Below are 14,013 nucleotides of genomic sequence, written 5' to 3'. Positions count from 1 at the left end.
ATGAAAGTCATTACAACAATTAAAGACATGCAGCAGGAGATGAAAAAAGAAAAGCAGCTTGGACGTTCAATTGGATTTGTCCCGACGATGGGCTATTTGCATGAAGGCCATGCTACTTTGCTTGGAGCAGCCCGCACAGAAAATGAAGTAGTAGCGCTAAGTATTTTTGTGAACCCGACTCAATTTGGGCCGAATGAAGATTTTGATACGTATCCAAGAGATTTTGAACGCGATGAGCGCGTGGCAAAAGAAGCTAACGTCGACTATTTATTTTATCCTTCAGTAGAGGAAATGTATAAGTCAAGCCGTTCAGTTGCTATAACCGTGACCGATCGTGTAGACGTATTGTGTGGACAGAAGCGCCCTGGACATTTTGACGGAGTAGCCACGGTACTAACAAAGCTTTTTCACATTGTAACACCGGATCGTGCATACTTTGGTAAAAAAGATGCACAGCAAGTTGCTGTGGTAGATGGCTTAATTGAAGACTTTAATTTTCCTGTGGAGCTTAGAGCAGTAGATACGGTGAGAGAAGCAGATGGATTAGCTAAAAGTTCTCGCAACGTATATTTAACAGATAAAGAAAGAGAAGAGGCACCTGTTTTATTTAAGAGTTTACAAAGCGCTCTGCAGCTTCTTGAAAGCGGAGAGAAGCAAGTAGAAATCCTTAAAGAGACCATTCGAAAAGAAATTGAGCAATATACGAGCGGTAAAGTGGATTATATCGAGGTTTATACGTATCCAGAGCTAAAAACGATTAAGCAAACCGCTGGAAAAATCATTATTGCTTTAGCTGTTCAATTCTCTAAAGCCCGTTTAATTGATAATGTAATTGTAGACGTACAGGGGGATAACTAAATGTTTCGCACGATGATGAATGCTAAAATACACAGAGCTCATGTAACTGAAGCCAACTTAAATTATGTTGGTAGTATCACCATTGATGAAGATATCATCGACGCAGTAGGAATCGCAGCAAACGAAAAAGTCCAAATTGTAAACAATAATAACGGAGCGCGCTTGGAAACGTACGTGATTCCCGGCGAACGCGGGAGCGGGGTAGTTTGTTTAAATGGAGCTGCTGCAAGACTCGTGCAGCCTGGAGATATCATCATCATTATCTCTTATGCGTTCGTAGCCAATGAAGAAGTAGCTCATCATCATCCAACCGTAGCGATTATGAATGAGCAGAATAAAATCCAACAATTGCTTAAACAAGAACCAGCTGGTACAATTCTATAAGAACAGTCCCCCTTTATGAGGGGGATTTTTATTTGAATACATACGCTAGTAAGTGAACGGTATAAACCTCTATACACACTAAAGTAAAACTTCTATGTATGAAAGCCTCTCTGTTTTTCACGAGAAGGAGTTGCGCTTTTAAAGCATATAGAGCAGGCTTTCACTTTATACTATAAAAAGACAGACTTGCGAGGTGTTGACCGTGAATAAACGCTTTGTTGTGGTAGATCTTGAAACGACGGGACATTCTCCAAAACAAGGAGATAAAATGATTCAATTTGCTGCTGTCATAGTAGAAGACGGCAAAATTGTTGAACGTTTTTCTAGTTTTTTAAATCCTGGTATGGATATTCCGCCTTTTATTACACAACTAACTAACATTCAAAATGATATGGTGAAAGATGCGCCTTTATTTGAAGAAATTTCACCTAAAATTATAGAATTGCTAGATGATGCTTATTTTGTTGCACATAATGTGGCATTTGATTTAACTTTTTTACAAGAAGAACTCTATCAGTGCGGAGAGGAGACGCTTTATAATTCAACCGTAGACACCGTCGAACTGGCTCGGATTCTGCTGCCTACAGTTGATGGGTACAAACTTAGCCAATTAGCTGAGTATTTACATATTGAACATGAAAACCCTCATCAAGCAGATAGTGATGCAGAAGTAACAGCACGTATTTTACTGTTACTAATTGAAAAATTGAAGAAGCTACCTCTAACAACCTTAAAGCAGCTGTATGCGCTAAGCTTGCACTTTAAAAGTGAAATTGGAGAACTGATTCAACAAGTTATAGATGATAAAAGCTATGCTGAGGATGATTCTTATGAATTTATACATGGGATTGCGCTAAACAAATATCAGCCGCATTCAGCTAATGAAAAGCAGAACTCTCATACTTACGAAATATTTGAAACTGAAAAGCAAAAGCTGTTCCATCAGGCTCTGCCATTGTTTGAAGAACGAAAAGGGCAGTGGGAGATGATGAACTTTGTACAAGAGTGCTTTGCAGGTAATGAGCATGCTTTAATTGAAGCCGGGACCGGTATTGGTAAAACCTACGCTTATTTAGTTCCTGCCGTGTTTTATGCTTCTGTTCATCATCACCCAGTCATTATCTCAACTAACACGGTAACGCTTCAGCAGCAAATCATCGAAAAAGATGTGCCTATTCTAGAAAAGATTGTTCCGTTTCCTGTTACAGCAGCTGTTTTAAAAGGAAGAGAACACTACATTAGTATAAGAAAATTTATTCAGCTCTTAAAAGAGCGCAATAATAATTACGATGCGATCCTAACAAAAGCGAAGCTGCTTATCTGGCTGACGGAAACGGAAACGGGCGACAGCGATGAAATAAACCTGCCTTCTGGCGGCAAACTTTTTTGGGAACAGCTAAATGAAAGCAATCCGTCTCCAAGTGACTTTAAGCATCCTTGGAAACTTTATTCTTTTTATGAACGAGCGCAGAACAGAGCGCAAAATGCCCACATAGTAGTGACAAATCATCGCTTGCTGTTGATGGATGTGATGAGTAATCATGAGCTGCTGCCTGAGTATGAACAGATTATTATTGACGAGGCTCATCACTTAGAAGACATTGCCGGAGAAGAGCTGGGGGAGCGCTTAGATTATTTTGCGGTTCATGCGCTATTAAACCGAATCGGAACTATTCAAGACAAAGGGCTGTTAAAAAAAGTTCATCATACCTTTGTAAAATATAGCATCGAGCTTAACACTGAACTGCTTCAAAACCTGTTTGTGCAGCTTCATTCTGAGTGCGATGACTTATTTCGTTTGATTCATTCTTTTGTCCAAAAAAGAATCGGCAATCAGCAGGGCGAGATTGGAAGAAGCAGCTATCGATATAAAGTGGAAAAAGAGCATGGGCATTACTGGACGGCTATTCAAGAAGCAGCGTCGCGCATTCGTTTTTTAATTCACGATCTTTTTACATGGAATGATGGGGCAAGACATTCCTTTGACGAACTATATGACAAAGTCACAAAAAATGAACAGTCGTCTCTTCATGAATTTCAAACGGCTGTTAAAGGATTTGAGCACATATCTCAGCAAATAGAAAAGCTTCTGTTCAAACAGCAGAGTCATCACGTAACGTGGTTTGAGATTGAACCAAAAGGAGCAGCGAATGCTACGTATATCTATAGTCAGCCTACTTCCATTGCCGATACGCTGGCTGATGAATTTTTCGCTAAGAAACAAAGCGTTATTTTAACATCGGCTACATTGACGGTGAATGGAACATTTGATTATTTAATTCAAGAGCTAGGGTTATATGACTTTCAGCCTGCTCAACTCATTCTACCTTCCGAGTTTGATTATGAGAAGCAAGCTAGAGTCTATATTCCTCAAGATATGCCTGCTGTTAACGAAGTATCATTATATGAGTATAGCGCTATGATGGCAGAAAGTATTCTTGACGTAGCTAAAGTAACAAATGGTCGTATGCTGGTGCTTTTTACTTCATATGACATGTTGAAAGCTACGTATGGTTATTTAAAAGAGTTAAACGATCTTGAAGAGTTTGTACTGCTCGGTCAAGGAGTCACAACTAGAAATCGTAATAGACTGCTAAAGGACTTCAGCCAGTTTGAGCATTCCATTCTATTAGGTACAAATAGCCTGTGGGAAGGAATTGATCTGCCAGGAGATTTATTATCATGTCTCGTAATTGTCAGACTTCCTTTTTCATCGCCTAATCAACCTCTGCTGACAGCTAAATTTGAGCAGATGAAAAAAGAAGGAAAAAGTCCTTTTATGAATTATTCACTTCCTCAGGCCGTTATCCGTTTTAAACAAGGATTTGGACGGTTAATTCGTTCCAAAAGTGACCGAGGAGCTATATTTATTTTTGATAATCGCATTACGCGAACAGCATATGGATACCATTTTCTTCATTCACTTCCAAAAGTCCAGGTTGTTCAAAAAACGTTTTCGAATATCTTACTGGACTACAAAGAATGGTGGAATGAAAAGACTTGAGCATACGCTTAAGTCTTTTTTTATGCATACTGTTTCTTCACTTGAGAGACGATAGTAATATACTATGATAAGCAAATGAGGGCAGTGTATGATTAAAATATTGCTAAGTGCTGTACTGTTTTTTAGTTTTATGAACTGTTCGGCTTCAGCAGCCGTCATTAAAAACGTAGATTTTGGTTTGCAAGCTGATGAAGTAGTGATTACCTTTCTACCTCTTTCAGCTGGAGAAGCGAGTCTGATTCAAGACGGAAGCGGTGAGACTATTTTGATAAATACCGGTAATGCATCTTCCTATCTCGAGCTAAAGAAGTGGTTGAAGCGATATAAAGTAAAAAAAATCAACCAATTAGTGATTACAAAACAGCAAAAATACTATGATTCAAATGTTCAGCGTGCTGTGAATGATTATCATATAAAGCGCATTATTGTCCCGGCTCAGTACCAGGCGGAATTTCAAACAGAGAAGTGGAAAGAAAATGATTTATTTCAGTTAACAGATAATATACACGTTGATGTCTTGCATGCATCGAAACAAAAAACAGCGGCTATGGATCTATTATTTACGATTGGAGAACATCGGATTCTATATGCAATGAGCAGCTCAGATGAAGTAGAAGAAAAGTTTTTACGCATTCCTCTTACCCATGTAGATGTATTAAAAATTCCTAATTTTGGAGAGGGAACGTTTTTTTCGAATACATTTTTGAAGCAATTAGATACACAGCTTGCCGTTATGTTTACGAAACCAGGCCGTTCCTATTCCCCTCGACTGCTTTCAAATTTAACAGCTGAATGGATTGAATTATATGACGTAAGAGAAGGGAGCGCTTACTCTATTAAAATGTCGCTAAAATCCTATGATGTGATGAAATTTTCTGCAAAATAAACAAATTTCCTTTTGCAAAAAGAGGTAAATTCCTTATAATATTATATATGTTTACTTATTTATTCGGTTTTTACGCAAAACGTACAGATGGGATTGATGAGTGAAAAAGATGACGATGGTTTTTGATACCTGTTATAATACGGATATCGTCATTTTTGCGTCGTGATAGACGAGCTAGGAGGTTTACAATGGAAAGCAGGATTGAAGTATTATCAACTGTCCGCGTGGAAAATTCCTCGGATTTATATAAAATTGTTGATAGTTTGAATCGCACGTTGAAAAAGCAAGATTTGATGTTCGGATTAGCGTTAGATGAAGAAGATCAAAGCAAAGCTGTATTTACAATTTATCGTACATAAGTAGGGGTTTTATGAAAAAGTTAATTATTGTAGCGGTAGCTGCTGTGCTTTTAATTATCGGGGGCATTTCTTTTAGCATTTATCACTCGTCCGTGAAGGATGTGCAGTCTGCTGAGGAAAAAGCAGCATCTCAAGCAAAAAAAGAATTTAATTTGAAATCTGTCACAAGCACCCAGCCATATTTCGGCAATCATGCATTTTATGTAGTAGAAGGTACAAACCGAAGCAATCAAAAGGTAATTGCTTGGATGCCTAAAAGCAAAAAACAAACAGCAGTTTTAAAGAAAGCAAGCAGCGGGATCACAAAAGAAAAAGCCATTTCCATTGTGAAAAATGATAAAAACCCGCAGGAAATTAAGTCGGTGCGCCTAGGCATTGAAAAGAAAAAGCCGCTGTGGGAAGTAACATATGTGGATAAAGATAAGAAACATTTAACATACTATTATCTTGATTTCTCTAGCGGTGAATTTATAAAACGATACAGCTTATCTCAATCATAAATCGTTTATACCATATGAAATGCCATATGTGTCATAATATAAGATTTCAGCGCTTTATGAAAATGAAGCCAATTTTTTATCTATAATCAGCCCGCGGGCTGATTATAGCTTTAGTTCATAGGGGGAGATTTTAGTGAAGTTAGCAAAACGTGTATCAGCATTAACGCCATCATCAACATTAGCGATTACAGCAAAAGCGAAAGAATTGAAAGCGGCTGGTCATGATGTGATTGGACTTGGAGCAGGGGAACCTGATTTTAATACGCCGCAGCACATTTTAGAAGCGGCTGTCACAGCAATGAATGATGGTCAGACAAAATATACGCCAGCAGGCGGCCTTGCACCATTAAAAGAAGCGGTAATTGAAAAATTCAAACGCGACCAAGGCCTGACGTATTCACCTTCTGAAATTATTGTTTGTACAGGTGCTAAGCACGCACTGTATACGTTATTTCAAGTTCTGTTAGACGAAGGTGACGAAGTGATTATCCCAACTCCTTACTGGGTAAGTTATCCTGAGCAAGTAAAGTTAGCAGAAGGTACACCAGTATTCGTTGAAGGTTCTGAAAATAACGAATTTAAAATCACACCTGAACAATTAGAAGCGGCTATTACTGCTAAAACCAAAGCTGTTATTATCAATTCACCAAGCAACCCAACAGGTATGATTTACACAAGAGAAGAGCTTCAAGCTTTAGGGGAAGTTTGCTTGAAACACGATATTTTTATCGTATCAGATGAAATTTATGAAAAGCTTGTATACGGTCAAAATGAACATGTATCGATTGCACAGCTTTCACCAGCGTTAAAAGAAAAAACAATTATCATTAACGGTGTTTCTAAGTCACATTCCATGACGGGCTGGCGCATTGGATATGCAGCTGGTGATGCTACAGTTATTAAAGCGATGACAAACCTAGCGAGTCACAGCACGTCAAATCCAACATCTATTGCTCAATATGCAACAATTGCTGCGTATAACGGCACTCAAGAACCGGTGGAAATGATGCGACAAGCTTTTGAAGAGCGTCTAAACGTGATTCATGAAAAGCTGATTAACATTCCAGGGTTCTCATGCTTAAAGCCACAGGGTGCTTTCTACTTATTCCCTAACGCAATTGAAGCTGCAAAGTTAACTGGCTTTGATACAGTTGATGCTTGGGTAGAAGCTATTTTAGAAGAAGAGAAGGTAGCCCTAGTTCCTGGATCAGGATTCGGTTCACCTGAAAACGTACGTCTTTCTTATGCTACATCACTAGATCTGCTAGAAAAGGCATTAGAACGAATTCAATCATTCATGACTCGTCACATGAAATAAAAAAGTAACAATAGGTAGAAACAAAAGAGCTTTTTAGCACAAATCACACGTGTTAGAAGGCTCTTTTTGTTTGTTACTTGTTATTATGTTTGTCGAAATGTATAATAGGATGGCATACATAATTACGAAATGTAAGTTTTTTGGAGGGATATTAATCGTGAAAATTACGATTTCAGAAGCAAGCAAGCATGTAGGAAAAGAAGTAACAATTGGTGCTTGGTTAGCGAATAAACGTTCAAGTGGTAAAATTGCCTTTTTACAGCTGCGCGATGGATCAGGATTCATGCAAGGGGTAGTTGTAAAAGCTGAAGTAGAAGAAGAAACTTTTAAATTAGCTAAATCTATGACGCAAGAATCATCACTATATGTAACAGGTGTAGTACGTGAAGATGAGCGCTCACCGTTTGGCTATGAGTTAACAGTTACAAGCCTTGAAGTTATTCATGAAGCTGTTGATTATCCAATTACGCCAAAAGAACATGGAACAGAGTTCTTAATGGATAACCGTCATTTATGGCTGCGTTCTAAACGTCAACATGCTGTTATGAAGGTTCGTAACGAAATTATTCGTGCAACGTATGAATTCTTTAACGAAAACGGGTTTACAAAAGTAGATCCGCCAATCCTAACAGGAAGTGCTCCTGAAGGAACAACAGAATTATTCCACACGAAATATTTTGACGAAGATGCATATCTTTCTCAAAGTGGACAGCTTTATATGGAAGCAGCGGCAATGGCGCTTGGAAAAGTATTTTCATTCGGTCCAACGTTCCGTGCTGAAAAATCTAAAACACGCCGTCATTTAATTGAGTTTTGGATGATTGAACCAGAGATGGCTTTCTACCAATTCGAAGATAACTTGAAAGTACAGGAAGAGTATGTGTCTCATGTTGTACAGTCTGTTTTAACAAACTGTAAGTTAGAGTTAAACGTACTAGGCCGTGATACATCTAAGTTAGAACAAATTAAAGCGCCATTCCCTCGTATTTCGTACGATGACGCTCTTAAATTCTTACATGAAAAAGGATTTACAGACATTCAGTGGGGAGATGACTTTGGAGCACCGCATGAAACGGCTATCGCAGAAAGCTATGACAAGCCGGTATTCATTACACACTATCCAACGTCATTAAAACCATTTTATATGCAGCCAGATCCAACAAATGAAGACGTAGTATTATGTGCAGACTTAATCGCACCAGAAGGCTACGGAGAAATCATTGGAGGCTCTGAACGTATTCATGATCAAGAGCTTTTAGCTCAGCGTGTAGAAGAGCATAAATTAGATACTGAAACGTATAAGTGGTATTTAGAGCTTCGCAAGTATGGCTCAGTTCCACATTCAGGATTTGGTTTAGGCCTTGAGCGTACGGTAGCATGGATTAGCGGCGTAGAACACGTTCGTGAAACGATTCCATTCCCACGCTTATTAAACCGTTTATACCCGTAAGGAAGTGAAAAAAGTATTCTGACTCTTGTAGTCAGGATACTTTTTTAGCTTTTTTTATGAATCATAAAAAGAAAAGATAAACGAGGCTTTTACTTATATCATAAGGAAACAAAGGCAAACATAGAAAAGAGTCTAACTTAAAAGGGAGTTGCAATTCTCGAAAAAATAAGTTAGTGTAATATTCTTGGAAGGAAGTCATCGTTCGTATATATTTTATATGTGCAGAGCAATGGTACGGTTTCAGCGGAAAGTTTTACATAGAAGCTTTTTTAGCTTCGAATAATTATTACTTTGACTATAAACTTCATGATATACTAACTACTGAGGTGTTCGGATATGAAAAAAGAAACGTTAATTGAATGGTTTGAACAAGGCACAGTTTCAATTCCGAAGCTGCTGTTTAATCACTATAGCGATTTGGGAATGAACGAAACGGAATTCATGACGTTAATGCATATTTATGTTTCCATTGAAGGCGGTGAAGGTTTCCCGACACCTAACGAATTGGCGGCAAAAATGAGTATTTCAAGTGCTGTCTGCATGGATACGCTGCGAGCATTAATTCAGCGCGGCTTTTTATCTATTGAGCAAGATCAACAGCAAAACGCCCTTATTTGTGAACGTTATTCATTAAAACCGCTTTGGGAAAAGCTTATTCATCATATGATGCAAGAAACAAGAGAAGTAGAAAAAAACGAAGAAGAACAAGAAGAGCTTAATTTATATACAATGTTTGAAAAAGAGTTCGGCAGAGCATTGTCTCCGTTTGAATGCGAAACACTAGCGATGTGGATTGATCAAGATCATCATGATCCCATTATTATTAAAGCGGCACTAAGAGAGTCGGTGATGTCTGGAAAATTAAACTTCCGGTATATTGATCGTATTTTATTTGAATGGAAGAAAAATGGTATTCGGACCATTGATCAAGCCCGCAAGCATAGCCAAAAATTTCGTCAAAATCAACAGCCCAAAAAACTATCTTCTGTTAACCCTTCTCAGTCTACATCAGCCATTCCTTTTTTTAATTGGCTAGAGCAATGACAGGATAAAAAGCTGCTTCAAGATCCAAGTAATTGAATCTTGAAGCAGCTTTTTTAAAAGAATACGGACAAGAGTAGCATTTGACAGGAACCCTATTGTAAAATAGGAGGGAACTACCTGTAAGAAGAAGGAGAACTAGTATGTTAACGTTAAAACAAATCAGACAGTGTCTAGATGCTATGGCAGAAATGTTTCCTGACGCTCACTGTGAGTTAAATCATCGGAATCCCTTTGATTTAGTCATTGCTGTGGCGCTATCTGCTCAGTGCACAGATGCTTTAGTCAACCGCGTAACAGCGGATTTATTCAAGAAATATCAAACGCCTGAAGACTATTTAGCCGTTTCGTTAGAAGAGCTGCAGCAAGATATTAGATCAATCGGCTTATATAGAAATAAAGCTAAAAACATTCAAAAGCTCTGCCGTATGCTCATTGATGAATACGGAGGAGAAGTTCCGAAAGATCGTGATGAGCTGACCAATCTTCCGGGAGTAGGGCGTAAGACGGCTAATGTTGTTGTATCCGTAGCTTTTGGAGTACCGTCAATAGCCGTAGACACGCATGTAGAACGTGTAAGTAAACGCCTTGGGATTTGCAGGTGGAAAGATTCAGTTTTAGAAGTAGAAAAAACGCTGATGAGAAAAATTCCGAAAGATGAATGGTCCGTTACGCATCATCGACTTATCTTTTTTGGACGCTATCACTGTAAAGCACAGTCTCCTCAATGTCATGTCTGCCCGCTTCTTGATCTTTGCCGAGAAGGAAAGAAACGAATGAAAGGAAAAGAGAAGAAGACAGATGTTACCGATTGAAGTGCCGTCACATTTCATATGCGAACCATTCTATTCAAAAGAAGATCGGGTTCTTGAATTAGATACAAAAAATGGAAGAAATTATTTTACTTATGATATTTTATACGATGTACATAAAGAAACGAAAACACCTTGGAGGGATGTTCAAAAGAACATACGGCCATTTTTTGAAAAGTGGGAAACTCAAAGGGAAGAACTGCATACGCTTTTTTCTCAGCGGAAAGCAAAAGAAGCAGCGCCTTGTATGAAACAAGCTGCTGCTATGTATATTAGTTTACTGTTTTGGATTAATGGACAGCCCGTTCGGCGTTTAAATCAGCTGCAAGAAGATATAGCAGACCTAACCTATAAGCCTATTAACTGTGCTGAGAGACTTATGTTTTTGCTGCAGCGAGTTTCTTCTTATCAAGCGTATATTCAGCTGACAGAATTATTTAATGAGCTGCGTAAGCAATATGCAAAAATGCTTATTCTTCACAAGCAATAAAGCCCCTACACGTGTAGGGGCTTTTTACTGCTACGTTAATTTTCAGTTGTTGGCTCTTGCTGCGGTGTAGCAGGTGTTGACGGCGTCGATGGTGTAGCAGGTGTTGTTGGTGGTGTTTGGCTTCCTGAGTCACTTCCACCGTTGTCTGCTGGAGGAGTTGTTGTGCCTCCGTTATTATTGTTGTTGCCGCTATTACCATCGTTACCATTGCCGCTATCATTATTGTTATTATCGGTGTTGCCGCTATTGCCGCTATTGCCGCTATTGTTACCGCCGCTATTGCTGCCATTATTACTGTTTTGGTTATCATCCGGCTGAGTAGATGAATCGTCACCTTGATCAGAGCCGTTGTTTTGATCAGTGTTGCTATTGTCTTCATTTTGATTATCGTCCGTTGTTCCGTCATCTTCAGGCTTAGTAGAATCATCTTCCGTAGCTTGATCTGATGAACCAGGGACTTTTACAGAAGAACTAGCGCTTTCGCCCGTATTTGTTGTTACGGTGAAACTATACGTTGCGCCTGGTGCTGGGTTGGAAATTGTTTTTCCACCGGCTCCTGCGCCAGATGCGAGTTGTTCAGAACCGTTAGGAGATGACATTGTGACTGTAAAGGTCGTATCGCTGGCTACGTTTGACGCTGACCAGTTAACTGAAATTGCTCCTCCGCTATACGAAGCAGTAATTTTTGGCTTCACATCTTTATTGTCTTTTTTCTCTTTTTTGTCCTCTTTTTTATCTTCTTTCTTTTCTTCTTTTTCTTTCTTCACAAACGTTTGAGATACTTTTGTCGGTGCAGTACCGCGCACAAAGTATTCTTTAGTAATTAAGCTCGAAGGAGTAGAGCCGCTTGGACGTTTTAAGTCTTTGCCCGTTGGTTTTTCCACGGAACGTTCAACTACGCTGTCCGGCTGCTTGAAACTTCCTTTAGGTTTGCCTTCAGAAATATGAGTAATAACATGCTTAAAGATATTTTTTGCCATGCCTGTTTCATTAGCACTTAAAATATAGCCGTCTTTAGCAGTTTCATAGCCTGTCCATACGGAAATCGTATAGTTTGGCGTAAACCCATTAAACCAAACGTCTTTTTCACCAGCGTCTGGAATATTATATCGTTGCTTTTCTGCAGCACTAAAGTTCGAAGTTCCTGTTTTACCCGCAATTTCTAATCCTGGTGTACGAACAGCACGAGCTGTACCATATGATTCGTTTACAACAGATTTCATCATGTCCGTCATCATAAATGCCGTGTAATCTTGCATTGCGCGTTTTGGTTTTGGCGTTAAATCAATTTCTGTTCCATCAGGGAATTTTACCTTTGTCACTGTATGCGGTGCATTGTACATACCTTCATTTGCAAAAGCACTATAGGCTCCAGCCATTTGTAGAGGTGTAACACCTGTACGGAAGCCTCCGATAGAATAAGATTCAGAATAAGCTTCGCCGTCTTCTTCATCTAATTTTAGCCCAAGGCCTGTAGCGAACTCTTTTGCTTTGTCCGCACCGGTTGCTTGAAACGCTTTTAAAGCAGGGATGTTCAGTGAACGTCCTAAAGCTTCACGAGCTGAAACCCAGCCTTTATAGTTGCGTCCAAAATTTCGGATTGGCGTGCCGTTTGAATAATGATATTCTTCATCTTTTAACGGTTGTCCAGTAGACCACTTTAAGTTCTCAATCGCTGGACCGTAATCTAAGATCGGCTTAATTGTTGAGCCGGGCTGACGTCTCATATTTGTTGCAAAGTTTAAGCCGCCTGATACACGATTACGTCCGCCTCCAATTGCTTGAATACCGCCTGTTTCATTATCTACAACGACAAGACCTGCTTGGAATTTATCGTTCGGGAAGTTGACTACTTTGTTGTTCATCACATCATCCACATAGTCCTGAGCATTAGTGTCAAGCGTTGTATAAATTTCTAAGCCCGCAGAAAATGGATCCGCGTCTGTTTTCTTTTTTACTTCCTCGATTACTTGATCAATAAATACATCGTACTTAGATGTTGATTCAGTTTGTTTAGCTAAATGAGCCTGTACATCTACTTGTTTTGCTTTGTCGGCCTCGGCTTGTGTAATGAAGCCGTTTTTAGCCATTAAGTTTAATACTGTGTTACGGCGTTTAGTAGCATTCTCTGGGTTTGTAACTGGGTTATAAGTAGTTGGCGCTTTTGGTAAGCCTGCCAACATAGCAGCTTCATCAAGAGTTAAATCTTTTACGCTTTTAACTCCGTAAAATTTCTCAGCTGCTCGTTCAATACCGTATACTTCACCTGATGCGAAATATATTTTGTTTAAATACATTTCAAGAATTTGTTGCTTCGAATATTTACGCTCAAGCTGGTAAGCTAACCACATTTCTTGTACTTTACGTTTAACCGTCTTCTTTGGTGATAAGAACGAATTCTTTACCACTTGCTGAGTAATCGTACTACCGCCCTCAGCACCGAAACCGTTTTTAAAGTTCGCCATTAATGCTCCGCCAATTCGGTAAAAGTCGACGCCGTGATGCTTATAAAAACGAACGTCTTCCGTAGCGATAAATGCGTTTTTGACGACTTGAGGGATTTCATCGTATTGCACATATGTACGTTTTTGAGCTCCAATTTCTTTTACAACTGTCTTTCCATCGTTTGCATATACTTTAGATGAAAAAGAGTTTTTTAATACCGAGTCATCAACTTTTGGAGCATCGCTTATCATAGCAAAAAAAGTTCCCACTCCGGCAATGAGCCCGATGATTCCTATCAGTAAAACTGCGGCAACAATTTTACGAAATAGGCCTCCTTTTTTCTTCTTTTTCGGTTTTCCTTGAGATTTACCTTCTGGTTTGTTGTCATTCATAGCTCTTCGTCGTTCTTCACGAGAGCGATAATTATCTGACATAAAAACTCCTACCTTTCAACGCATTGTAAGAG

12 protein-coding genes are annotated in these 14,013 nt (G+C 39.0%); 11 read left to right on the top strand and 1 reads right to left on the bottom strand.

The genetic code is table 11. The features are described 5' to 3' along the window. The 11 genes from panC (at position 1) to ACFX40_RS01870 (ending at position 11,102) form a co-directional block, all read left to right on the top strand. Positions 1-858: a pantoate--beta-alanine ligase gene (panC, locus tag ACFX40_RS01920; RefSeq protein WP_098248352.1), complete on the top strand. Its 858-nt coding sequence runs from the start codon at positions 1-3 to the stop codon at positions 856-858. Beyond that, positions 859-1,242, top strand: coding sequence for an aspartate 1-decarboxylase (panD, locus tag ACFX40_RS01915; protein WP_050690683.1), 384 nt, complete (start codon positions 859-861; stop codon positions 1,240-1,242). Positions 1,243-1,444: 202 nt separating this feature from the next. Continuing rightward, positions 1,445-4,246 carry an ATP-dependent DNA helicase DinG gene (dinG, locus tag ACFX40_RS01910; protein ID WP_217599216.1) on the top strand — a complete coding sequence of 934 codons (2,802 nt, stop codon included), beginning with the start codon at positions 1,445-1,447 and terminating at the stop codon, positions 4,244-4,246. An 88-nt stretch (positions 4,247-4,334) separates the two neighbouring features. Beyond that, entirely contained in the window at positions 4,335-5,132 is a 798-nt protein-coding gene (locus ACFX40_RS01905) for a ComEC/Rec2 family competence protein (RefSeq protein ID WP_060745789.1), read from the top strand. Between the two features lie 188 nt (positions 5,133-5,320). Continuing rightward, positions 5,321-5,491, top strand: a complete 171-nt coding sequence (locus ACFX40_RS01900) for a YpmA family protein (protein WP_013056102.1) — start codon at positions 5,321-5,323, stop codon at positions 5,489-5,491. An 11-nt stretch (positions 5,492-5,502) separates the two neighbouring features. Next, on the top strand, positions 5,503-5,991 hold the full coding sequence (locus tag ACFX40_RS01895) for a cell wall elongation regulator TseB-like domain-containing protein (RefSeq protein ID WP_025749368.1): 489 nt from the start codon (positions 5,503-5,505) through the stop codon (positions 5,989-5,991). Positions 5,992-6,124: 133 nt separating this feature from the next. Beyond that, positions 6,125-7,309 carry a pyridoxal phosphate-dependent aminotransferase gene (locus ACFX40_RS01890; protein WP_013082327.1) on the top strand — a complete coding sequence of 395 codons (1,185 nt, stop codon included), beginning with the start codon at positions 6,125-6,127 and terminating at the stop codon, positions 7,307-7,309. Positions 7,310-7,466: 157 nt separating this feature from the next. Further along, complete coding sequence (gene asnS, locus ACFX40_RS01885) at positions 7,467-8,759, top strand: asparagine--tRNA ligase (RefSeq protein WP_028407969.1); 1,293 nt, start codon at positions 7,467-7,469, stop codon at positions 8,757-8,759. A gap of 336 nt (positions 8,760-9,095) precedes the next feature. Next, a complete protein-coding gene (locus ACFX40_RS01880) occupies positions 9,096-9,803 on the top strand; it encodes a DnaD domain-containing protein (protein WP_028407970.1) in 708 nt (235 codons plus the stop codon). A 140-nt stretch (positions 9,804-9,943) separates the two neighbouring features. Continuing rightward, entirely contained in the window at positions 9,944-10,615 is a 672-nt protein-coding gene (gene nth / locus ACFX40_RS01875; protein ID WP_028414079.1) for an endonuclease III, read from the top strand. Continuing rightward, positions 10,602-11,102 (top strand): YpoC family protein, encoded by a 501-nt coding sequence (locus ACFX40_RS01870; protein WP_377253965.1) that lies wholly within the window; start codon positions 10,602-10,604, stop codon positions 11,100-11,102. The genes nth and ACFX40_RS01870 overlap by 14 nt, the downstream gene beginning before the upstream one ends. A 35-nt stretch (positions 11,103-11,137) precedes the next feature. Here the strand turns inward: ACFX40_RS01870 and ACFX40_RS01865 are convergent, their stop codons facing one another. Then, the gene (locus tag ACFX40_RS01865) at positions 11,138-13,981 is read right to left on the bottom strand and encodes a transglycosylase domain-containing protein (protein ID WP_377253963.1); all 2,844 of its coding nucleotides are present in this window, start codon (positions 13,979-13,981) and stop codon (positions 11,138-11,140) included. Between the last annotated feature and the right edge of the window lie 32 nt (positions 13,982-14,013).

Source organism: Priestia sp. YIM B13552, assembly GCF_042787775.1.
GTDB lineage: Bacteria > Bacillota > Bacilli > Bacillales > Bacillaceae_H > Priestia > Priestia megaterium_E.
This window is presented reverse-complemented; position numbering and strand designations above follow the sequence as displayed.

What these genes read in the sequence shown, in the direction of transcription:
- panC (WP_098248352.1), top strand. Translation starts at nt 1, where the DNA reads ATGAAAGTCATTACAACAATTAAAGACATGCAGCAGGAGATGAAAAAA.
- panD (WP_050690683.1), top strand. Translation starts at nt 859, where the DNA reads ATGTTTCGCACGATGATGAATGCTAAAATACACAGAGCTCATGTAACT.
- ACFX40_RS01905 (WP_060745789.1), top strand. Translation starts at nt 4,335, where the DNA reads ATGATTAAAATATTGCTAAGTGCTGTACTGTTTTTTAGTTTTATGAAC.
- ACFX40_RS01900 (WP_013056102.1), top strand. Translation starts at nt 5,321, where the DNA reads ATGGAAAGCAGGATTGAAGTATTATCAACTGTCCGCGTGGAAAATTCC.
- ACFX40_RS01895 (WP_025749368.1), top strand. Translation starts at nt 5,503, where the DNA reads ATGAAAAAGTTAATTATTGTAGCGGTAGCTGCTGTGCTTTTAATTATC.
- ACFX40_RS01880 (WP_028407970.1), top strand. Translation starts at nt 9,096, where the DNA reads ATGAAAAAAGAAACGTTAATTGAATGGTTTGAACAAGGCACAGTTTCA.
- nth (WP_028414079.1), top strand. Translation starts at nt 9,944, where the DNA reads ATGTTAACGTTAAAACAAATCAGACAGTGTCTAGATGCTATGGCAGAA.
- ACFX40_RS01870 (WP_377253965.1), top strand. Translation starts at nt 10,602, where the DNA reads ATGTTACCGATTGAAGTGCCGTCACATTTCATATGCGAACCATTCTAT.
- ACFX40_RS01865 (WP_377253963.1), bottom strand. Translation starts at nt 13,981, where the DNA reads ATGTCAGATAATTATCGCTCTCGTGAAGAACGACGAAGAGCTATGAAT.